Genomic DNA, 20,639 nt, shown 5'->3' with positions numbered 1-20,639 from the left:
TCCACACCTGGGCCCGCCGCGCCGCGACCGCCGAGTCCCTCGACGAGGTCTTCACCTGACGAGCGAGCGGCCGCGTACGCGAAAGGCGAACGCGGCCGCTGCCGCCAGGAGGAGGGCTGCGTAGAGCCAGAGGTGGCCGGGCTCGCGGAACAGCTCCTCGCCGGGGGCGCGCCGTCCGGATCCCTGCCAGTGCGCGAGGAGCCCGCAGGCCCCGGTGATCGTCGCGAACGCCAGCGGCCCGAGGACGACCGGGAGCGAACCGTCCCTGGCTAGCCACACCCCCACCGACGCGACCGCCGCGGTGGCCGCGGCGGCCAGGAGCGCCAGCATCACCAGGGGCACCCCGTCCGGCCGCACCGCCACCAGCACCAGAAGCAGCACCCCGCAGAGCCCGCACCCGACCGCGGCCGACAACGCCCGCCAGACCGGGAACGCGACGGCGGCTCCGACCACCACCCCGGACGCGGTCCAGAACCACATGCTCACCGCGGGGACCGAACCCGCCTGGATCAGCGCGCCCGCCGGACCGGAGACACCGGCGACGACGGCCGTCGCGAGGACCAGTCCGGCGACCGCCCGCGGGCCCGCGAGGACGGCGAACACGAGCCCCGCCACCAGCAGCAGCCCGGAGGCGGCCACACCGAATTCGCCGTCGCCGATGACGGCGGCGGGAACGAACAGCAGCGCACCGGCCGCGCCCGCCAGCGCCATGAGCCGGTCCACCGCGGGCTCGGCGTCGGACGGCCCTTCCAGCTCGGGACGTCCCCCGTACCGCAGGTGCAGCGTCCCCACCAGCACCATCGCGCCCACGGCGCCCAGCAGCAGCCCGATGTGCAGCAGCGACTTGGCCACCGGCGCGTAGTCGTAGCCGTAGCCGCCCGGCTCCAGCGGCAGGGCCTCGGCCATCAGCACGTCGGTGGCCGCACCGAACACCTGGGCGCCCAGGCCCGCCCCGATCAGCACCGCACCTGCGCCGGCGGCCTTGATGCCGACGAACATCAGCGCGGCACCCAGCGTCCCGAGCAGCACGAGGTGCGCACCGGCGGTGGCCGTTCCCTGGGCCAGCCAGGAGGGCCCCCCGGGAGTCGTCGAGGTCACCGGAACGGGGGACGCGGCGGACTCGCCGATCAGGACGAGCACCACGCCCGCGATCAGCAGCCACGGCCACGTCCGCCGCACCGACCACCACAGCGCCGCCACTCCGGCAATCGTCACGATTGCGACCACGACGGCCGCCGCCACGGAGACCACGCCGGGGTTGATGCGGAACACGTCGGCGAATCCGGGGGCGCGCCCGGCGATGTTCGCGGGCGCCGCCGCCTTGGCCACGGCCCCGAGCGTGCCGACCGTGCACAGCACCATCGCCCCGATCATCAGGACGCGGATCGCTTCGAAGTCCTCGTCCGTCCGAGATTCCGGGGTCTCCATACCGCTCACCCACACTCCTGACGGCCTGGCGCGGCCGGGCACCGTGGCCCGCACCGCATAAGCGCTGCCGAGAATCGGTGTGGACCTTTTCCCTGGGGAACCGCGGAACGATCAGCGGACGCAGGCTAACCCGCGCCGTCGTCCCCTTCCAGGTCGCTGTCCTGAAACGGACGCACGTCATCATCGGCTGACAGGCCGCCGATCACGGGTGCTCGCTCGATTGGCAACGGCTGAGGAGAATTCCGGGTCGGTTGACGCGCCGACCGCCACGTGTTCACATCGCGTGGATCTCTCCAGGAAATGCGAATTCGTTTCGTCGGGCAGCGACCACCGCCGCCGCTCTACCAACGCGTCGTCGCCCGCAGGAAGGGGCCCTGGTGGGCGCGACGACATGGACCACTCCATTGGCGGTGACCTCGTTCGCCATCGTGCTCGCCGGCGAGCTGTGGCTCCTCAAGGGGGTGTACGACTGGGCCGGTCTGCGCTCGGACGTCGCCGTGCAGCTCCTCCAGCGCGACCGAGTCCTGGTCTATCTGGCGGCCCTGCTGGTCGCCGCGGGCGCCGCCGGGTTCGCCCTGACGGGTGAGCGGGGTCCTGCACTGGCGGTGCTCGCCACCGCGGTCGCCTCCGTCCTGCTGACCATGCCGGGCCCCGACCACGTCGTCGCCTTCTACCCCTGTCTGGTCATCGTTCCGGTGGGCGCGGCGATGGCGTTGCGGACGATGCTGGCACCCTGGACACCGGTCACCCTGATGTCGACGCTCACATTCTTTGTGATCGCCGTGGCCGGTGGCTACCTGCTGCGCGGCCTGGTAGCCGCAGCCCCGGTCGTGTACTCGGGCAGCGAGGAGCAGGCCCACTTGATCGCGTACGGCCGCCTCGTCTGCGGCCTGGCGGGGGCGGCCCTCCTGTCCGCACCGCTCCTGTGGCTGCTCACCGGGCACAGGTGGCTGGCCGCTCTCTCCGCCCCGTTCCTCCTGGTGGTAGTGACCGCCCTCTTTGACCGGCCGGACGTGCTGGGCCACTTGGGCTACCTCACTTACGCGATCACCGGCCCCATGGCGATGGGCGCCGCCATCTACGCCCTGTTCACGGACGGATGACGGCCACCGACAGGTCACCGGCAGCCGCAAGGATTCCCGTCAGCTGAGGTCGAGCCGCCCGCTCTTCACGGTGTCGAGGAAAGCACCCCACGCGTCGGCACCAAAGCCCAGCACCGGCCCGTCCGGATCCTTGGAGTCCCGCGCCAGAACCACCACCTGGCCCGGCCTAACCTCGACACAGGAACCGGCGTTAGCACTGTGACTGCTCGTCCTCCAGACACCGCCTACCTCCACGCAGTTGCCCTGCTCGCCACTGCGACTGCTCTTGCGCCACAGCACGTCTGAGTGCCTCATGGTGATCCTGCACTCCTATCCGACCTACTTGGAGACTTCGTTCGCCACCTTGGCGATCAGGGCCAGAGACTCGTCTGGCCCTAGCGCTCGCGAGCGCAGGTGGTCGAAGAGGTCAACGTACTCTCCAACATCGGAGGGATCTTCCAGATAGATGCTTCCCAGCCGATATTGGACATACACGACATCGGGATCGGCAGGTTCGGGAAACCGTAGGACGCTGCAAGAGCCTTCCATGCCGGGGTGTGCACCCGCCGAAAAGGGAAGAACGACGATGTTGATGTGATCGAGCTTCGCTAGCTCGCAGAGCTGCTGAAGTTGAGCACACATCGTCTCTCGCCCACCGACGTGCCGTCGGATTACTGCCTCGTTGAGCACTGCCCAGATCTTGGGAGCGTCGTTGCTGACGAGGCGCTCTTGCCTCTTGAGTCGCAACGCGACTCGACCTTGAATCTCGTCTTCGGCCAGCGTTCGGAGCCCTGCGTTGAGCAGCGCCCTGATGTAGTCATCAGTCTGGAACAACCCGGGGATATGCTCTGATTCATAGGTGAGTATTTCCGATGCCTCCTCTTCGAGGCCGACGTAGACCTGGAACCACTTGGGCATGGTGCCGCTGTACTGGTGCCACCAGCCGCGCTTGCGGGCGTCCTTCGCCACCTGGAGGAGGGCCTCGCGCTCGTCGCCGGTGACGCCGTAGACCTCCAGCATGAGGGAGACCTCGCCGACGCGGGCGCCACTCTGGCCCGTCTCGATACGGGTGATCGTGACGGGCGCGCATCCGATGCGTTCGGCGACCTGCTCCCGGGTCAACCCGCACTCCTTGCGCAACCGGCGGAGTTCAGCGGCGAGGCGGCGCTTGCGGACGGTGGGGCTGCGCCGAGCGGTCACTTCGTCCTCCTTGTATCCGTTTTATGGTGCCTTGAGATCAAGATCGAAGAAACAAACTGCGTTAGTTCAGTTCGTTTCTATTGCAGAACGCACGTCATCCGCGCACACTCTGACCGTAGCGAAAGTCACGCACGGTAGACGGGCGATCACGCAAGAAAGTCGGGTGAATCGTGGTCGTTCGCGTGCCCGGGGAAAGGGCGTCAGACGATGTCGGCGGATCAGCGGCCGCATTCGGTGCGGTTCAGCCTCCTGGCTGATCTGTGTTACAAACTGGGCGAAAGCCAGCAATGCACCTCCATGCTCGTCCACCCGTCGCGCGGTGAGGCCGTGCTGTGGGTTCCGGAGCGGGCGTGGCCGCGCACATGGCTCGGGGTCGCGGCGGTCGACCATCGGGGACGGTGGCGCTACGCCTTCGGCGGGCAGTGGTGCATGGCAGGGGACGTCGGTGAGACGGCCGCGCGGGTGGCGTGGGCGGTGCGGGCCCGGTGAAGCATTTGGGAACGTGCGTCATTCCGTCCAGCCCGAGGAACGTGGTGAACGGACGGCGGTGGCTGCTCGGACGGCTCGAACCGCTGCTCGGGGCGGAGCACAGCGCGTGCGACGACAGCGTCCTGCTGCTGTCCGAGACGCTCACCAACGCGATCGTCCACGGCGGGGGCGATCTCGTGGAGGTGGACGCCTACGTGGACACGGCCAACATCCGGATCGAGGTCACCGACGAGGGCGGTGCCAGCGTCCCGCATCATGTCGATGATCCCCAGGGCGAACACGGGCGCGGCCTGCCGATCCTGTCGATGCTCGCCAAGTCGTGGGGCTTCGAGCAACTGGACGACGGCCGGCTGCGCGTCTGGTTCGAGGTCCCGCACACCGCGCCCCCGGACACTCGCACAACCAGACCGGAGGACGCTCCTCCCCCACCGCGCCCCCATGACGGCGCCCGTGATGAGTCGGCCTTCGCGGCGAACAGCTCCGTTCACTCCGGCGACCGTGACCACTGACCACCGACCGTTGAGCGGCGACGTGTTGTCGTGATCCGGCCGTCCGCATCAGGCCGCCGCAGTCAACGAACCCCATAGGTCTCGGTGGTCACCGCGCTAGTCGTCGTCCTGGCGTTCGTCCCGTTCGGAGAGTCGCCGGAAGTTCTTGTGGACCTGCCACGCGGTGAACGCAATGCCGGCGATGCCCGGATCGCTGCGGGTGGGCCTGTGGACTACGGGCGTGCCAAGCGCGTAGCGCTGAACCGCCTCGGTCAGACGTGCCATGTTCAGTCGCCAGCCCTGGATCCGCTGCGAGACGAGCGACGGCTCGCCGACCATGTGCTTGAGCCAGGGCATCAGAACCGCCTCGTTGAAGTCCCGCTCCTCCGCAGTCGGCGGCGGTAGACCGGGCGGCCTGGGCAGTCGGCTCATCCGGGCGGCGACGCCGGCGTCGGTGAGCTCGACACCTGCATAGAGGTGGCGGCTTTTCTGGCCGTTGCTGCGCACGATCCGGTCGAAGGTCACGACGCAGGCGATCCACGACCAGGGGATCAGCTCTGGTTGATCCCCTGGATCAGAGGGGCCGAAGTAGACGCCGCGGGCGTCCACCGCGAACGACACCTCCCTGCGCCGTATCGGCCCGATGAGGAGGACGGCCAAGATCGCGGTCACTCCTCCGAAACCCGCCAGCACGACGACGATGGCGGCCCCGGGGTTCCGGATGGCCTGGTAGAGCAGGAAGGCGTCCATGAGACCGAAGAGCGCCAGGACCGGAAGATTGCCGGACCAGGTCTGTCGGACGACATAGGCGCCTTCGGAGAACTCGTCGGGGGTGTCGTCAGGTCGCATGAGAAGCACTCCTGTTCCGGCCGCGCGGGGTGCCGGCAGCATCGGAGACCAGCGGGTCGGCCTCGTCCACACTCGTGAAACGCACGAACGCCGTGCCCGCGATGATGTCGCGGGCACGGCGAGCGTCAGACCAGGCTCGGCTCAGAGCTGGCTGTACTGCTTCGAAACGATGTACTCGTTCTGGACCATGCTGTTCTTCCCGGCGGCCGAGGGGAATCCGCCGATCTGGTTGACGAGCCAGTTGCCCGCGCCCCAGTTGAAGATGCAGCCGGAGGCGCCGGGCACCGCGAACGAGTTGCCGACGTGCTTGGCCTGCAGCACGGTCGGCTGCGGCTCCTGCCGCGCGATCGAGACGGGCTCTCCGGTGATCGGGGTGTTGGGGGCCGGCGGGCTGGTGGTGCCGGTGGTGAGGTTCAGCATGATCGGGTTGCTGTTGGACCCGAGCGCGCAGTTGTTCCCGAGGAGCGGGTTTTGGATGCGGACCTTGATTCCGAGGTTGATGCGCAGATCGTCGCCGGGCGGCATCTCGAAGGTGCCGGCGTACTCGACCTTGGCGTACACGGCCGTCAGGAACGGGTCACCGAACAGGCCGTCCTGGATCTTCATCTTCTCCGTGTGGAGCCCACCGAAGACGGTGCCGGTCTCGAAGGTGGTGGTGTTGAACGTGGTCGCCCACGTGATCCGGATCGGCTTGTCGATCGTCTGGTCGAAGTTGCCGATCTTGAAGGTTCCGCTGGTGACCACGCCGACCCAGCAGTGTGAGAACTGCGGCGACGCACCGGCCGGGAGGGTCGGGCAGTCGGAGAAGTCGAAGCTGGCCGGGATCGGGTCCGGGTTGGCCGCCGCGGCGGGAGAGGCCAAGCCGAAGCTGAGCAGTGCGGCACCGACCGCGGCCGGGAGAGCGAGCCGGGAACTGCGTCTGCGAAGACGAGTGAACTTCACCGGTCTGTCCTTTCTTCGTACCGGGAGAAACGGACACAGAGCGCCGGGCGGCCACTGCGTGATCCCAGCCGACGCGGGAATCGTTCAACGGACCATCAATGTGATAGATCCTTGATTCCCAACCGGAGAGTAATACCGAAGCAATGACGGTTCAATACACCGCAACACTCTAACGTGAAGTTTTTTCCGCCTTGTTGGAGAAGGTGAGAATAGGTGTCCCGGGAGCGGTCGATATTGTCACTCACCACATATCCGCGGATGTACTCGACCCGTGTCCACGTCCGGTCGGCCCCGGTTGCGGCGGTTGGCGGGGAGCAGGCCGAATCGCCGTACTCGCCGCAGGCCGGTGACGGCCTGCGGCGAGCCGGCCTGGCCGCACCGTCGCCTGGGGTGGTGCAGGCGACGGCACGTCCGGCACTGGGAGCCTGAGGACTTCGGTCACCGCTTCAGCTCGCACGGGAACGATCGGCCCATGGCGGCACCGGCTTCGTTCAGGGCGTAGTGATCTGCTGCACCGGATCGAAGGCGAAATCACCGTTGGCCGAACTGAATGGAATGCCGGGTTCTGTGAATCCTGGAATTTGACAGGTTGACTTCACCGACGGCTTGAGCGTATGTGCTTGCACGGAGAAGGTACCGTTGCCATAGGTCCCCTGCATCTCTCCGGGGCGCTCGTCTACTGTGGCGAACAAAGATCTTAGCTCGTCGGATATCCGCAGCGTGCACTTCTGCCCACCGCCGAGATCCACCGCCGCGTTGAGCAGCACCCCGTTTATTTTCATTTCCGGGTCGCCGGTTGTCTCATTTATGATCATGTTTATCCACAATGCGCCGTCCTGGGTGACTTCACCCTCCACCTGATAGACGGGACCGTCAGACGCCTTGACCTGGCAGTCGGCGAGGGCCATGTCACCCTTGCCCAGTCTGAATCGTGACTGCCAGCGCCCACGCTCCATAGTGAATCGCATGGTCGCCGAGTCACACCTGAACTCTGCGTCGCCGTTGGTGAGGGTAAACGGCTTCGCGACCGCGGTGACAGCCCCGCCCGGATACACAGTGAAGGTACGGGGAAGTTCACCGGCGCCATCTGCACAATTATGCCCGCTTTCGACAAGGCACCACCGGCCTGACTCCAGGTTCGCATAGTTCCCCGCCCCGGAGACACTCGCGGTGAGGATGGGACTGAGGTCTTCGTCCACTCCACAACCAGAGAAGGGGGGAATGGTGAAGTCCTCGGCGATGAGAGTCTGCCCCTGGTCGTATTGCGTGGTCCCGGTCCTCAGATTCCCCATGAACCCCGTCGCGGAAAGCAGAGTCGGACTCGTCATGCACTTGTCACCGAGGTCGAGAGGCACTCCATTAACCTCAGTCTGACCGGCTTTGAGGCGAATATAGGCGGCGGCTCGGATCTCGTGGTTTTCGACAGTCGGACCCGGAATAGCCAACGGCTGGCTCTGGAGAATTCGTAGATTTCCCGTGACCGGGGCGCCCGGCCCGGATCCCGGGGGCCTGACCTGCTCAGCTCTTGCTTCCGCGCGTGTGGGCATGAAACCAAAGCCCAGCAGCGTCGCGGAGGCCGGGTAGGTTTGGTTGACCGAGTACCCGCGGAGCTCCGACCAGTTCGGCCCGGTGAACGGATTTCCTTGAGAACTCTCGGTCGGCACCCGCGCATTGGTTTCGACAGCGACAGGGGCAGCGTTTTCCGCCTTCCTCAGGTTGAAGAATCCCGTCGCTTTGATGCACATCATTATCCCAGTATCCGGGAAGTCGAACGTCCCGTCCGGCTTTGGGGGGGATTCATAAATCGCTGCCAGTTTGGGGTCGTCACGATTGATGGCGTACCGCGGGTCTTCTCCCCCGGCGGGGATCATCTCGCACAAGTGCTGTGGAGCAGCGGCCTGACGGGGTGACGCGCTCGACGCGCCGGGCACTGCAGTCCCGTTCCCGCGTTTCACGTCTACGGTGCCGAGAACCGTTTCCTTCTCCGCTACGCAACGCAGCGCCAGTTCCTCCGCGTCCTTCGCCGTCGTCTCGTCCGGCACCAGCGACAGACCCACCGCCCCCGCGGACCATGAGAGTCCACCCGGCGATTCGGGGACCACCGGCGGGGCCACCCCGCTACCGGTCAGGTGGACCGCTCCGTCACCTCGCGGCGGCGCGGCCGCCAACGCGAAGGCCGGCCATCCGCCGCGCCGGTCGCCACCGAGCCCGCGGACGGCGACCTGTATCTCCGCGACTCCTCCAAGCGCAGGGGCAGTGGCCGAGGACGGCGTCACTCCCGTCACCGGCGGTGCCGACGCCTCGACCGAAGGAGCCGGCTCGACTTCCTTCACCAGCTCGGGAGGAAGACTGACGTCGACCTTGATGGTGCCCAGTTGGACCGGCTGGCCAACGGTCCCGGAAGTCGGGACGGTCGAGTCGATCCGCAGGGCCACCTGGTGTGTTCCAGCCTTCCCGGAACACACCAGCCCGATGTCCGCACCGATGTCCGCGATCGCCGGCGGAACGGCGACCAAGGCCCCGCTGCTCACGGTAAGGGCAGCGATCGCCGCGGTCCGCGCGGCGCCTCTGAACATCCGGTGCATCTCACATCCTTGATCTATGGGAGCCGCACCCGGGCGGCGAGCGCCCGGGTGCGGCTTCGTTCAGGGCCGTGCCCTCACTTCGTCACACGCGAGTGACCGTCGGCCCCGTGTTGTTGGTGGAGTTGACCCCTCGCAGGTCGATCACGCCGGCGAGCGAGGCTGCGTCACCGTTCGCGACCAGGCTGTTGGGGCAGGGGGAGCCGCCGACGCCGACGTTGGCCGCCCTGAGGTTGTTGGTGGCTCCGAACGGCAGCGTCAGCTTGCTCGGGGCAGTGGCGCTCGTTGGGTTGGTGTGGGTGCCGTTGATCTCTCCGTTCGTAGCGGTCGACCCTTGGAAGTCGGCGTGGCAGTTGAGGCTGGTGACGTACACGTGGACCCTGACGCCGGTCAGCTTGCCGGGCGTGACTCCCGAGGCAGTATTGCCCGTCGTCGCCAGGGACCACGGCAGGTTCTGAGCCGTCACGGTGGCCGACAGCCCGTTGACCGTGCAGCCGCTGAAGGTAAGGCCCGTCACCTGGCCGACGGGGTCGGTCACGCCCGCCCCGACCTTCACGGTGCCTGCGGCCGTCAGGCTGGTGCAGATCAGGACCGCACCGCTGCGAGTGTTGGAAGCCACGACGGAACCGTTGTTCTGCCCCGTGATGGCCGCGGGGGAGGAAGCCACCCCGGGGAGGGTGACGGTGATCGTCGCCGCCGCGGCGGGGAGGGCGGTGAGGGCGACGGTGCTGGCGGCGACCGCGGAGACGGTCAGAGCCTTGCGGGCGATCTTTCGCATGTCAGTTCTGTTTCCCTTCAGGGGGTGGTTTCTTCTACTCGTAGGGACACTGACCGCGTTCTGCAGAAACGAACTCCTCCGGGTTGGCGGGAGCAGAACCCCGGAAGCCGAACATCTTCGACTTCTGCGCAAGACCACCCAGTCCTGCCGTTCTCTAAGCTGAATGTACCTGCCGGTAATGTACGTATCAAGAGCCGGTCAAGCCTTTTTTAAGGTGGCTTGGCCAGATCCTTCAAATTTGTCTTCTACTTAGCATTCGATCACTATTCGGTTATCGCTGGCTTATAACATCTCATCCAATCTGGTCACGAGACTCACCGCCGCCGCCGCAGTGCACCCGCCTGCTCACGGACTGGTGATGGTCTGCCCTGGCGGCACCACTCCGTACTGGCCGAGAAGCGTGATGTCATGGCCCGGCACGTACAGGCTGGCGCACCCGCTACCGGAGGTGGTCTGCACCTCGAGATCCGTGCTGCTCAAGTCAATAAGATCCACGGCAGTGTTGGGGTTGCTATTCGTGTAGGTCGCCGAGATCATGCCAGGCCCACCGCCGGGAGCGCCGATCGTGAAAGTGCAATAACCAGTACTGACCGTGACGGTGAATCCGGTTACCGTACCGCTGGTCACTCCCGTGCCGGCGTTGTAGCTGACGGCGTTGAACGACCACGGCAGATTGGCCGGCGTGACTGTGGGGCTGGTCGCCGTACCTGCGCAACCGCTGAACGTCACATCGGTCAACGCGGCGATGCCCGTGCCAGGCAGACCGGTACCGCCCGGCATGGTGGCGCTGACCGCCGAAACGGGGCAGTGAAATGCCGATACTCCAGTGTCCGTGTTAACGGCTAGAATGCCCCTTGTATTGGCCCAGGTAACGACGCCGCCGGGAGTGACCGTCCAGGTAGCGGGCGCCGCTGAAGCCGGGACCGCGGTGAGAGAGACGGTGGTGGCCGCGGCTGCGATGGCCGTTGAAGCCCGCTGAGCGAACCGTCGCAAGTCGGTGTTCCTCCCTTCTGGTGTCCGGGCCCGGTGCGGTCAGGCGCCGAGGGTGTCGATCTCGGTGATCTTCCACTTGCCGTCGGTGTGGACGGCGTCGACGGCGAAGACGGCGGCGGAGTAGCTCGTCTCGTTCTTGTCGGTGCGGGTGTTGCGCTGGTCGGCGAAGACCAGGAGGCGGGCGCGATCACCGGTCAGCGTCTTCACCGCCGTGTCGGTGACCGTGGTGGTGAGCACCTGCTTCTGCGCCGGCGCCTGCTTGTGCACCAGGGCGAAAAGCTGGTTGTACTGCTGGACGGCCTTTCCGGTGAGGAGCTCCTGAGCGGCCTTCTCCGTCTTGGCGACGTCGGCGTAGTTGTACGAGAACACTGTGTTGACGGCCGTCGTGATCTGGCCCCGGACTTCGCTGGTGCGGGCGTTGTCGCTGAGGGCCGCGTTGTCCGCCGAGGCCGCGCTGGTGAGGCCGCGTTCCTGATCGAACGACCATGCGGCCACTCCGCCCAGCGCCATTGTCAGCACGCCGAGGAGAACGACCAGGCGGATGCGTGCGGTGCCGGGGACCACCCGGCCGATGGTGCTGATCGCTGCCAATTTCGTCTCCTCCCCGTCAGGGCGTTCCGGTCGGGGCCTGGCCGAGGGCCGACAGTTTCCAGCCGGACGAGGTCTTCGTGAGCTGGCCGGCGAACCGGCGGGTGTTCTCGCTGGGCTTGCCCTCGGCGCCGGTGATGGTGATGCGGACGGCGGCGATGACCGCGGCCTTCCCGGCCCTGGTGTCGAGTTCGGTGAGGCCGGATTCGAGGATCTTCGCGGTGCTCGTCGTCTCCGCCTTCTTCACCTCGGCCTCCAGCCGCGAGCGGCCCTTGGCGATCTCGTCGTACAGCTCGGCCGTCGTCGAGTCCTGCCAGACCTTCAGGCCCGCGTCCACGTTGCGGTGGTCGAGGGTGTTGAGGTTGACGATCGCCTGGTTCGCGACGGCGAGAACCTTGTCGCGTTCGGCGGCGTAGGCGAGGTCGTCATTGCCCGCCGCGGTGTTGTACGACCAGCCGAACCACGCGGCGGCGGCCGCCGCGATCACCGTCACCAGCGACGCCACCCGGATCAGCGGATCACGGGAGAGGCGGCGCGGCGCGGGCTCGTCCGCCTTCTTGGACGTCCCGGACTTACCCGTCTTCTTGGAAGTCTTGGACTCGTCGGCGTCCTCGGACGCCTTGGTTGTGTCCGGCTCCTCGGGCTCGGGGGCGGCCGCCGTGTCCTCGGCGGGCTCGGGGACCTCGGCCTCGGGCTCCTCCACCTTCGGCACGGTGGTCTTGATCTTGCTCACCGTGATTCCACCCCTTTCCTCAGGCGGCCCGGAGGTCGCTGATGCGCCAGCCTTGGTCGTTGCGCGCCGTGACGATGAGCTGGGCCGCGACGGGCGGGCCGGTGCGCTTGCCGTCGCGGGTGGCCGTCTGGTCGAGCATGACCAGCAGCACCGCCGTCCCGTCCTCGGTGAGCCTGATCACCCCGGTCTTCGCGACCTTCGTGGTGAGGGACAGCTTCATCACCGGCGCGTTCTTCTTCACGACGCCGAACAGCTTGCGGTACTCGCCGATGGCGTCTCCGGTGAGCACCTCGTTCGCGGCCCGCTCGGTGGCCGCGGGGTCGGTGTGGGTGTAGGTGAAGATCCGCGCGACCTTCGCGGAGACGTCCACGACGGCTTTCTCGGTCGCGGCCTTGTCCACGAGCGCCCGGTTGGCGGCCGGTGAACCCTCGCTCCGCCTGTCGGCCCAGCCGTCGACGGCGAGGGCGGACACGCAGATCGCCAGGGCGAGGGCCACCGGCCAGCCCAGCCCGGCGGCCCGCTTGAGCACGGGAAGCGACGGGCGCCGAACCGGTCTCCTGCGCGAGGGGCGGCCGCGGCGCGCCGGGCGCTCCCGCCCGGTCCGCGGCTCCTGCTCGGTGATGCTCACGACCCGCTCCCCTCGGCCGGCTTCCCCCCGGGCGGCAGCGGGTTCAGCTCGCTGACCTTCCATGCGCCGCCGACCCGCTGCATCCCGACCTCGTAGCGTTTGCGCTGCTCGGTGCGCCGGCCGTCGTCCCCGGTGGCGTCGGTGAAGATCCGGACGGACGCGATGACCGTCGCCTTGCCGGCGGAGCGGTCGAAGTCCGTGACGGCGAGTGCGGTGATCTTGCCGTGCGAGGGGGCGGCCTGCTTGGCGAACTTCTGGCGCGCGGCGGGCATCTCCGCCTCCAGGGCGTCGTGGAACGGCCCGGTGGCGATGCGCAGCCGGTGCGCGAGGTCGAGGTCGACGCGCTTGGGGTCGATGCTGTTGAGCTGCGTGATGTGCTGGACGGCCGTGCGGGTCAGGTCGTCCCGCTCGGCGGCGTACTCGTTGTCGGCGCCCCGCCCGGCCTGGAAGAGCGACCACAGCGACGTGCAAAGGAAGACGGTCGCCACGGCGATCAGCACGTAGCCGGCCGGGCGGATCAGCGGGACCGCCCGGGCGGCCGCGCGGCGTGCCGCCGCGGCGCGGGTCACCGCGGGACCCCCAGTCCGAGGAGGCCGCGCAGGTCCGCGGGCACGGCCGGCTCCGTCGCGGCGGGCAGCCCGAACGTGCTGAGGAGGTCGGTGACCTCGGTCCGGGACAGCGACCCCGGCTTGGCCGGCTCCGGCACCCCCTTGCGCGGCGCGTTCGCCGAACCGCGCACGTTGATGCCGGTCCTCGGGCTCTCCGTGCAGCGGGCACCGCTGTTGAACGCCGGGGGCTTGGACAGGTCGAGGCCGTTGCGGTAGCGGGTCCCGCCGTAGCCGCGCGTGCAGGGCTGCGGGTTGAAGAACGTGGTCGCGAAGCCGACCCGCAGCTTGTCGCCGGCCACGATGGTCGACACCATCCCGGCGACCTGCGGAAGCCGGACCAGCAGTTCCTCGATGGCGGCCTGGCGCGGCTGGCCCAGCCGCGCCAGGGTGAGGAAGTCGGCCAGCAGCACGCTCAGGCCGGGGTCGAGGTCGCGGAGCAGGCGGGACATCTCGGCGCCCGCGCCCGGCCCGGACCGGATGACATCGCGCAGGTCGGCGTCGGAATCGCGGAGCTGCCGGGCCAGCAGGCGCGTGTTCAGCGAGAACGACTTGAACGCGCCCGACAGCTCGTTCTGCGTCCGCAGCACGTCCTCGCCGTTGTGGATCAGTGCGCGGGTCTCCGGGAACGCGGCGTCGGACGCCGACACGAAGCGGGCGCTGGTGTCGAGGAGCTGCTGGAGGTGCGGCCCCTGCCCGCTGAACGCCAGGCCCAGCTCGTCGATCAGGACGCGGAGGTCGTTCAGCGGAAGCGACCCGGTGAGGTCGTTGAGGCTCTTGAGGGTCTCGTTCACCGGTGCCGGGGTGGTGGCGGCGCTCCGCGGGATCGTGGTGCCGTGCGCCAGGTAGGGCCCGGACCCGGTCCGCGGCCGCAGGTCGACGTACTGCTCGCCCACGGCGGAGCGGTTGGCGACGACCGCCTCCAGGCTCGCCGGGATGTCCGGCGCGGAGTTCTCGATGTGGAGGTCGGCGATGACGCCGTCGTCGCTCAGGTCGAGCTTGCCGACCTCGCCGACGGTGACGCCGCGGTAGGAGACCGCAGACCCCTCGAAGAGCCCGCCGGTGGCCGGCAGGTCGAGCCGCACGGTGTAGTAGCCGCTCATCCCGACGTAGCGGCCGAGGTCGGCGTACCTGACGCTGGTGTAGCCCACGACGGCCAGGGCGATCACGATGAATGTGACGATCTTGATGCGGGTGCCCAGTGTCAGCATGTCAGTCGCCCTCCCCGAGCGTCGGCAGCGGCAGGGGCGGTGCGTCCCCGGGGACGCCCGAGCCGGGCTCGCCGGACGGAACCTGCGGTGTGACCTGGCGCGGTGCCTCCGGCGACTGCGCGGCCGGCGCGTTCAGCTGGCCGGTGGCGGGGCACGGTTCCGGGCGCGGCCCTGGCGGGGCCTCCGCGGCCAGTGCCCGTGCCGCCGGATCCTGCCCGCCGCGCGCCTGCGCGTCCTCGTCCTCGATGCCGTCGAACGGGCCCTCCTCCTTCACCGGCGGGACGACGCAGTTGAAGCCCTCGGCGGCGACGACGGTGAGGTAGCCATTCAGGTAGTCGCCCTTGACGGCCTTGAGCGCCTCGTCGGTGAACGGGAAGGTGAGCAGGACCTCCATCGACTTCGGCAGGTCGCGGCCGGAGTCGGCGAGCTTCTGGAGGATGACCGCGAGGGAGCGCAGGTTCGCGACCGTGTCGTCCTTGCTCGCGTTGATCGTCTTGACCGCGACGTCCGACAGCTTCTCCAGCTCGCGCAGCATCTCCACGAGCTGGCCGCGCTGGTCCTCCAGGACCTTCAGTCCCGGCGACAGATCGTTCAGGACCGTCTCGACCTGGCCGTTGCGGGACCGCACCGTGGACGACAGGCGGTTCAGCCCGTCGAGCGCGGTGGTGATCGACTCGCGGTTGCGGTTGAGGGTGCTGGTCAGCTGTTCGAGGTTCCGCAGCGCGGACCGGATCGTGTCCTCCCGGCCGCCGAGCGCCTGGTTGAGCTCCTTGTTGATCGTCCGGATCTGCGGGAGCCCGCCGCCCGACAGCAGCAGCGACAGCGCGCCGAAGACCTCTTCGACGTCGGCGTTGCGCGACGTGCGGGCCACCGGAATCGTGGCGCCGTCGGTCAGCGGCTGCGCGGCCGGCTGGGCCGGGGCGGACAGCTCGATGTACTTCTCCCCCAGCAGGCTCGACTGCTCCAGGTTCGCGGTCGCGTTCGCCGGGAGCCGCACGTCGCCGTTCACGAGCAGCGTGACCTCGGCGTCCCACGCTCCCTTCGGCAGCGACACCGCCTTCACCCGCCCGACCGGGACGTCGTTCACCCGGACCGCGGCCTGCGGGACGAGGTTCAGCACGTCCTCGAACTGCACCTTCACCGTGTACGGGTGGTCGCCGAGGTCGGCGCCGCCCGGGAGCGGGATGTCCTCGACCTGCATCGAGCAGCCCGTCAGGACGGCCGCGGCGGTGCAGACCGCCATCACCTTCGCCGGCACGCGCATCAGCGGCCTCCCTTGTCGCCGTTGCCCGTGTACGTCGGGCCCGCGGGCGGTAGCGGCAGCGGGGGCGCGCCGCCCGCCTGCGATGGCGGGACGGCCGCCAGGCCGGGCCTCCGGAGCCGCTCGCACTGCTCGCGGATCGCCGCGGGGGCGGAGACCGCCGACGCGCACAGCGGGCTGGCGTTGGTCGCCTGCGGGTCGACGCCCGGCTGGTCGAGGCTGCCGAACGCCTTGGTGATCTCCAGCAGGTTGCCGCGGGCGACCAGCGAGCGGGTCTTCGGGTCGTAGGCGTTCAGCGCGTTCTGCGCCACCAGCGGCGCCGTGTCGAGGATCTCGGCGAGGGACGCGCGCTGCTCGACGAGGACCTTCGTGATGCGGGTGAGCTGGTCGACGTTGACCTTGAGCGCCTCGCGGTGCTCGGCGATGAACGCCTTCACCTCGCCGAGCGCCCGCGCCAGGCTCTCCAGCGCCGCGCCGAGTTCGTCCCGGTCGGCGGCGAGGAAGCCGCTGACCTCGGCGAACTGGTTCTCCACCAGGCGGATCTGCCCCTCGTTGTTCCGGAGCATCTCACTGAACTTGTTGAGGTTGGCGACGGTGGCGTACAGGTCGCCGCTGGAGTCCGCGAGCGTCTGCGACGCCTTGCCGAGGTCGGCGATCGTGGTGTTGAGCAGCTTGCCGTTGCCGCCGAGGTTGGCGGCGCCGACGCTGATGACGTCCGACAGCGCGCCCTGGGCGTTCACCCCCTGCGGCCCCAGATCGTTCGCGAACGTCCGCACGGCGGTGTAGAGCTGGTCGAGTTCGAGCGGCGTCGCGGTGCGGCTCACGTCGATCGTGGCGCCGGGCGCCATCTTCGGGCCGCCGCTGTAGGCGGGGGCGAGCTGCACGTACCGGTCGGAGACGAGGTTCGGGGCGATCACGACGGCGTGGGCGGCGGCGGGGACGTCCACGTCCTCGTCCACGTTCATGTCGACCTTGACCCGGGTTCCGAGCGGCTCGATGGAGTCGACGGTGCCGACCTTCACGCCGAGCACGCGGACGTCGGATCCGGGGTAGACGCCGATGGTGGTGGCGAAGTACGCGGTGATCCTGCGCCCGGGGCCGTCGCCCAGCATCGGGATCAGCGCGACCGCGAGCAGGAGGACGAAGACCAGGATGATCGCTTCGAGTACGCGCACCTGCCGGTCCCGGGCCGCGGACGGCAGCCGCGGCAGCTTGGCGGTGCGTGTCGGGGACGACGCCATGTCACCGGCCTCCCGTCAGGTGCGGCGGCTCGCAGCCCTTCACGGGCGGCGTCCAGCGGCCGTTCTCCAGGTACTCCTTGGGGACGGTGCCGCACAGGTAGCCGTCGACCCACCGGCCGTTGCCGGTCGTGTTGCCGACGAGGCGCAGGTAGGGGGCGGCGTTCTCCAGCGTCCTGTCCAGGTTCCTCTGGTTGCGTTCGAGGAGGTCGGTGACCTTCTTCAGCGACTGGAGCGTCGGGCCGAGGGTCCGCCGGTTGTCGTCGACGAGGCCGACCAGTTCGTCGGCCAGCCGCCGGGTGCCGACGAGGATCGCGTGGATGGCCTCGCGGCGCCGGCGGAGTTCGGCGAGCAGCAGGTTGCCGTCCTCGAACAGCGCCTCGAACTGGGCGTTCTGCGCGGAGATGGTGCCCGACAGCTTCTTGGTGCCGGCGAGGAGCTGCGCCAGCTCGGCGTCCCGGGAGGCGATCGTCTTCGACAGCGACGACAGGCCCTCCAGCGCCACGCGGACGCTGGCCGGGGTGTCCTCGAACGTCGTGGCGATCGTGTCCAGGCTCGCAGCCAGCGATGCCGTGTCGAGCTGCTCGAACGTCCGCCCGAGGTCCTGGAACGCGGTCGTCACGTCGTAGGGGGCGATCGTCCGCTCCAGCGGGATCGGCCGGTCGGGGTCCTGTGCGCGGCCGCCGAGCGGGTCGAGCTGGAGGTACTTCGACCCCAGCAGCGTCTTGATCATGATGGCGGCGCGGGTGGAGTCGCCCACCCAGGTGTCCTTCACCCGGAAGGTGACCTTGACCTTGTCGCCCTCCAGCTCGACGCCGGTGACCTTGCCGACCTTCACGCCCGCGACCCGGACCTCCTGGTCGGGCTTCAGCCCGGCGGCCTCGGAGAAGTACGCCTCGTAGGTCGTGCCGCCGCCGATGACCGGCAGGTCGTCGGCGCGGAACGCCACCATGCCGAGCACCAGCAGGGCGACGATGCCGACGACCGCCACCGGGATCGGGTTGCGGTCGCGCAGCGGCTTCAGCCGCGGCCGGCCCTTCTTGGGGCGGGGCAGCGCGCGCGGCAGCGGCGCGGGCGGCCCGCCCGGGGGCGGGGTCCCCCCGCCCGGCGGCGGTGGGGGCCCGCCCGGCGGCGGCGGGGGCGGCGGGGTCGGGGGCGTCATCCGCGGCACCTCGCGTCCTTGATCGGGATACCGGTCGGCGGCGGGTCGCCGGACAGGTCCGAACCGGCGTAGTGGACGCCGATCAACTTGACCTCGCACTGGTAGAAGTTCATCCACGACCCGTAGGAGGCCAGCCGCCCGAACGTCTGCAGCTTCGTGGGCGTCCGCTCCAGGAACCGCTCCACCAGCGGCGCGTCCCGATTGAGGTTGTCGCTGAGGCGGCCGAGCTGGACGATGTCGTCCTTCAGCGGGTCTCGCGCGACCTGCAGCAGCCCGGCGGTCGCGGACGTCAGGTCGGCGATCGAGCCGATCGCCTCACCGATCGGCTTGCGGTCGGCGGCGAGCCCCGAGGTGAACTCACGGAGCGTGCGTACCAGGTCCACGAGCTGCTGATCCCGCGAGTTGATCGTCTGCACGACGCTGTTGAGGTTCGTGATGACCTGGCCGATCACCTCGTCCTTGGCGGCGAGCGTGCTGGTCAACTGCCCGACCGTGCGGAGCAGGCTCTCGATCGTCCCGGCCTCGCCCTGGAGCACCTTCACGATGGACTCGGAGAGCTTGTTGGCGTCCCCGGGCGACAGCGCCTGCATCAGCGGCTGGAAGCCCTGGAAGAGCTGAGTGAGGTTGAGCGTCCCGGCCGTGTTCTCCACCGGGATCGTCCCGCCCGGCTTCAGCACCTCGTTGGGCGGGCCGGTGCCCTGGTCGAGGGCGATGTAGCGGCCGCCGACCAGGTTGAGGTACTTCACCGCGGCCGTCGCCGACGCCGGGATGTCGCGCTCGCGGTCCACCTCGAACGTGACCAGCGCCAGCCGCCGGTCGGTCACCTCGATCTTCTCGACCTGGCCGACCTCGACGCCCGCGATCCGGACCCCGTGCCCGGGATGCAGCCCGGCCACGTCGGTGAACTTGGCGTGGTAGGTGACGCGGTCGCCGCTGGTGGCGCCGGTGATGCTGGACGCCAGCAGCGCGGTCGCCAGCACCGTCACCCCGATGAAGATCAGCGAGCTGGTGAGGGGGACCGCCATCCCCTTCAGGCCCTGGCCGGTGAGCCTCAATTGACCGTCACCTCCGTGCCCCGGTAGATCGGCCCGACGAGCACGCTGGACCAGTCCGGGAGTTCCTCGGGCACCTCGTCGACCGAAGGGCCGGTCAGCTCGTTCACCAGGTCGTTCTCGGACGCGGAGTTCGCGGGGCCGAGGCCGCTTCCGGCGCCGCCCGCCCCGGGGACCCCGCCGGCCGGAAGCACCTTCGTCTCACCGCCGCCGGTCGGCAGGTACGGGACGCTCGGGCACCGCGGGCCGCCGCCCGCGCCGTACCGCGGCGCGTCCACGCCCGGCTTGTAGCGGCCCTTGTTCGGGACGGGCACGACCGTCCCGCGGAGGCCGGGCCTGTCGGTGCCCTTGCCGAGGACCCGGTTCATCTTCGGGACGAAGTCGGCGAGCGTGCGGAACGTGCAGGGCGCCGCCGGGGCGTAGCGGCGCAGCAGGTCCAGGCTGCCCCGGCTCGCCGTCGCCAGCTCGATGATGTTGCCGGAGTTGGCGCGCAGGAAGTCCTCCAGGTCGGCGGACGAGCCCGACACCGCCTCGTACAGCTCGGAGATCGCGGTGCGCTGCTCGACGATCGTGCGGCTCGTCACGGTCAGGTCCGTGAGCGCCTGCAGCAGGTTGGGCGCGGCGTCGGACGCGTGCTGCGCGAACTCCGCCAGCTCCGCGAGGTTGCGGGTCAGCGCCGGCACCTCCGGGTTGAACTTGCGCAGGAACGCGTCGAGCTGCTCGAAGTTGTCGCCGATCTGCTCGCCGCGCCCCTCCAGCGCCCGCGACATCGCGTTCAGCGTCGCCGCGAGCTTGGCCGGCTGGATGGTGTTGAGCAGGTCCATCGTGCGGTTGAGCAGCTGGGACAGCTCCACCGCGTTCGCGCTGCGGTCCTCGGAGATCACGTCGCCCTCGGCGATCGGCTGCGCCGCCGTCCCCGGCTGCGGGTTGAGCGCGACGTACCGCGCGCCGAACACCGTCGTGGGCAGCAGCATCGCGGTGACGTCCGACGGGACGCGGTCGGCCATCTCCGGTTTCAGCGCCAGCTCCAGCTCGGCGCCGGCCCCGTCCGCCCGGATCGAGCGGACCTCGCCGACGACGACGCCGCGGACCTTCACGTCCGCCAGCGGGTGCATCTCGTGCCCGGCCGTCCCGGTGCGCAGCGTCACCGTCGTCGTCTCGGTGAACCGCTTGTTGTAGATCGCGATCGACAGCCAGATCAGCAGGGCCGGGACCAGCAGGAACGCCACTCCCGCCAGCCGCTGGCCGACCACGTGCATGGTGCCCTGTCTCGCCATGTCAACCCGTCACCTTCACCGTGGTCGTCGCGCCCCAGATGGCGAGGCTGATG

Annotated in this window: 21 protein-coding genes; 3 read left to right on the top strand and 18 right to left on the bottom strand. The window is 69.0% G+C overall.

All coding sequences use genetic code 11. The features are described from left to right. Positions 1-51: 51 nt before the first annotated feature. Positions 52-1,437, bottom strand: coding sequence for a hypothetical protein (locus tag IEZ03_RS12675; protein ID WP_184888005.1), 1,386 nt, complete (start codon positions 1,435-1,437; stop codon positions 52-54). Between the two features lie 368 nt (positions 1,438-1,805). Between IEZ03_RS12675 and IEZ03_RS12670 the strand changes: the two genes are divergently transcribed. Continuing rightward, positions 1,806-2,531 carry a hypothetical protein gene (locus IEZ03_RS12670; RefSeq protein WP_184888007.1) on the top strand — a complete coding sequence of 242 codons (726 nt, stop codon included), beginning with the start codon at positions 1,806-1,808 and terminating at the stop codon, positions 2,529-2,531. A 39-nt stretch (positions 2,532-2,570) separates the two neighbouring features. Here the strand turns inward: IEZ03_RS12670 and IEZ03_RS12665 are convergent, their stop codons facing one another. Together IEZ03_RS12665 and IEZ03_RS12660 are read right to left on the bottom strand one after the other, a co-directional pair. Next, the gene (locus IEZ03_RS12665) at positions 2,571-2,825 is read right to left on the bottom strand and encodes a DUF397 domain-containing protein (protein ID WP_184888009.1); all 255 of its coding nucleotides are present in this window, start codon (positions 2,823-2,825) and stop codon (positions 2,571-2,573) included. A gap of 24 nt (positions 2,826-2,849) precedes the next feature. Further along, positions 2,850-3,710, bottom strand: a complete 861-nt coding sequence (locus IEZ03_RS12660) for a helix-turn-helix domain-containing protein (protein ID WP_184888011.1) — start codon at positions 3,708-3,710, stop codon at positions 2,850-2,852. A gap of 297 nt (positions 3,711-4,007) precedes the next feature. Here IEZ03_RS12660 and IEZ03_RS12655 point away from each other — a divergent pair, with 297 nt between their 5' ends. Further along, a complete protein-coding gene (locus IEZ03_RS12655) occupies positions 4,008-4,199 on the top strand; it encodes a hypothetical protein (protein ID WP_184888013.1) in 192 nt (63 codons plus the stop codon). Then, the gene (locus tag IEZ03_RS12650; RefSeq protein ID WP_308427962.1) at positions 4,178-4,708 is read left to right on the top strand and encodes an ATP-binding protein; all 531 of its coding nucleotides are present in this window, start codon (positions 4,178-4,180) and stop codon (positions 4,706-4,708) included. The genes IEZ03_RS12655 and IEZ03_RS12650 overlap by 22 nt, the downstream gene beginning before the upstream one ends. Before the next feature lie 96 nt (positions 4,709-4,804). Here IEZ03_RS12650 and IEZ03_RS12645 read toward each other — a convergent pair whose 3' ends face one another. From IEZ03_RS12645 to IEZ03_RS12575, 15 genes are all read right to left on the bottom strand, one after another. Beyond that, positions 4,805-5,536, bottom strand: coding sequence for a hypothetical protein (locus IEZ03_RS12645; RefSeq protein WP_184888017.1), 732 nt, complete (start codon positions 5,534-5,536; stop codon positions 4,805-4,807). A gap of 141 nt (positions 5,537-5,677) precedes the next feature. Next, entirely contained in the window at positions 5,678-6,478 is an 801-nt protein-coding gene (locus IEZ03_RS12640) for a hypothetical protein (protein WP_184888019.1), read from the bottom strand. 491 nt (positions 6,479-6,969) lie between these two features. After that, on the bottom strand, positions 6,970-8,994 hold the full coding sequence (locus IEZ03_RS12635) for a hypothetical protein (protein ID WP_184888021.1): 2,025 nt from the start codon (positions 8,992-8,994) through the stop codon (positions 6,970-6,972). A 151-nt stretch (positions 8,995-9,145) separates the two neighbouring features. Further along, the gene (locus IEZ03_RS12630; protein WP_184888023.1) at positions 9,146-9,838 is read right to left on the bottom strand and encodes a hypothetical protein; all 693 of its coding nucleotides are present in this window, start codon (positions 9,836-9,838) and stop codon (positions 9,146-9,148) included. 345 nt (positions 9,839-10,183) lie between these two features. Beyond that, positions 10,184-10,576, bottom strand: a complete 393-nt coding sequence (locus IEZ03_RS12625) for a hypothetical protein (RefSeq protein WP_184888025.1) — start codon at positions 10,574-10,576, stop codon at positions 10,184-10,186. Positions 10,577-10,870: 294 nt separating this feature from the next. Then, complete coding sequence (locus IEZ03_RS12620) at positions 10,871-11,422, bottom strand: hypothetical protein (RefSeq protein ID WP_184888027.1); 552 nt, start codon at positions 11,420-11,422, stop codon at positions 10,871-10,873. A gap of 16 nt (positions 11,423-11,438) precedes the next feature. Continuing rightward, entirely contained in the window at positions 11,439-12,152 is a 714-nt protein-coding gene (locus tag IEZ03_RS12615; RefSeq protein ID WP_221480874.1) for a hypothetical protein, read from the bottom strand. Positions 12,153-12,171: 19 nt separating this feature from the next. After that, positions 12,172-12,780 carry a hypothetical protein gene (locus IEZ03_RS12610; RefSeq protein ID WP_184888029.1) on the bottom strand — a complete coding sequence of 203 codons (609 nt, stop codon included), beginning with the start codon at positions 12,778-12,780 and terminating at the stop codon, positions 12,172-12,174. After that, complete coding sequence (locus tag IEZ03_RS12605; RefSeq protein ID WP_184888031.1) at positions 12,777-13,349, bottom strand: hypothetical protein; 573 nt, start codon at positions 13,347-13,349, stop codon at positions 12,777-12,779. The genes IEZ03_RS12610 and IEZ03_RS12605 overlap by 4 nt, the downstream gene beginning before the upstream one ends. Then, the gene (locus tag IEZ03_RS12600) at positions 13,346-14,596 is read right to left on the bottom strand and encodes an MCE family protein (protein WP_184888033.1); all 1,251 of its coding nucleotides are present in this window, start codon (positions 14,594-14,596) and stop codon (positions 13,346-13,348) included. Before IEZ03_RS12600 ends, IEZ03_RS12605 begins: the two co-directional genes overlap by 4 nt. A 1-nt stretch (position 14,597) precedes the next feature. Beyond that, a complete protein-coding gene (locus IEZ03_RS12595) occupies positions 14,598-15,860 on the bottom strand; it encodes an MCE family protein (protein ID WP_184888035.1) in 1,263 nt (420 codons plus the stop codon). Further along, entirely contained in the window at positions 15,860-17,098 is a 1,239-nt protein-coding gene (locus IEZ03_RS12590) for an MCE family protein (RefSeq protein WP_184888037.1), read from the bottom strand. Before IEZ03_RS12590 ends, IEZ03_RS12595 begins: the two co-directional genes overlap by 1 nt. 1 nt (position 17,099) lies before the next feature. Further along, the gene (locus IEZ03_RS12585; protein WP_184888039.1) at positions 17,100-18,257 is read right to left on the bottom strand and encodes an MCE family protein; all 1,158 of its coding nucleotides are present in this window, start codon (positions 18,255-18,257) and stop codon (positions 17,100-17,102) included. Continuing rightward, positions 18,254-19,312, bottom strand: a complete 1,059-nt coding sequence (locus IEZ03_RS12580; RefSeq protein ID WP_221480875.1) for an MCE family protein — start codon at positions 19,310-19,312, stop codon at positions 18,254-18,256. The genes IEZ03_RS12585 and IEZ03_RS12580 overlap by 4 nt, the downstream gene beginning before the upstream one ends. Beyond that, positions 19,309-20,586: an MCE family protein gene (locus IEZ03_RS12575; protein ID WP_184888041.1), complete on the bottom strand. Its 1,278-nt coding sequence runs from the start codon at positions 20,584-20,586 to the stop codon at positions 19,309-19,311. The genes IEZ03_RS12580 and IEZ03_RS12575 overlap by 4 nt, the downstream gene beginning before the upstream one ends. Between the last annotated feature and the right edge of the window lie 53 nt (positions 20,587-20,639).

Origin of the sequence: Actinomadura livida (genome assembly GCF_014648675.1) — a bacterium.
Taxonomy (GTDB): Bacteria; Actinomycetota; Actinomycetes; order Streptosporangiales; family Streptosporangiaceae; genus Spirillospora; species Spirillospora livida.
This window is presented reverse-complemented; position numbering and strand designations above follow the sequence as displayed.

Coding starts and splice junctions, on each gene's coding strand:
- IEZ03_RS12665 (WP_184888009.1), bottom strand. CDS start 2,825: ATGAGGCACTCAGACGTGCTGTGGCGCAAGAGCAGTCGCAGTGGCGAG.
- IEZ03_RS12655 (WP_184888013.1), top strand. CDS start 4,008: ATGCTCGTCCACCCGTCGCGCGGTGAGGCCGTGCTGTGGGTTCCGGAG.
- IEZ03_RS12645 (WP_184888017.1), bottom strand. CDS start 5,536: ATGCGACCTGACGACACCCCCGACGAGTTCTCCGAAGGCGCCTATGTC.
- IEZ03_RS12630 (WP_184888023.1), bottom strand. CDS start 9,838: ATGCGAAAGATCGCCCGCAAGGCTCTGACCGTCTCCGCGGTCGCCGCC.
- IEZ03_RS12600 (WP_184888033.1), bottom strand. CDS start 14,596: ATGCTGACACTGGGCACCCGCATCAAGATCGTCACATTCATCGTGATC.
- IEZ03_RS12595 (WP_184888035.1), bottom strand. CDS start 15,860: ATGCGCGTGCCGGCGAAGGTGATGGCGGTCTGCACCGCCGCGGCCGTC.
- IEZ03_RS12590 (WP_184888037.1), bottom strand. CDS start 17,098: ATGGCGTCGTCCCCGACACGCACCGCCAAGCTGCCGCGGCTGCCGTCC.
- IEZ03_RS12585 (WP_184888039.1), bottom strand. CDS start 18,257: ATGACGCCCCCGACCCCGCCGCCCCCGCCGCCGCCGGGCGGGCCCCCA.
- IEZ03_RS12575 (WP_184888041.1), bottom strand. CDS start 20,586: ATGGCGAGACAGGGCACCATGCACGTGGTCGGCCAGCGGCTGGCGGGA.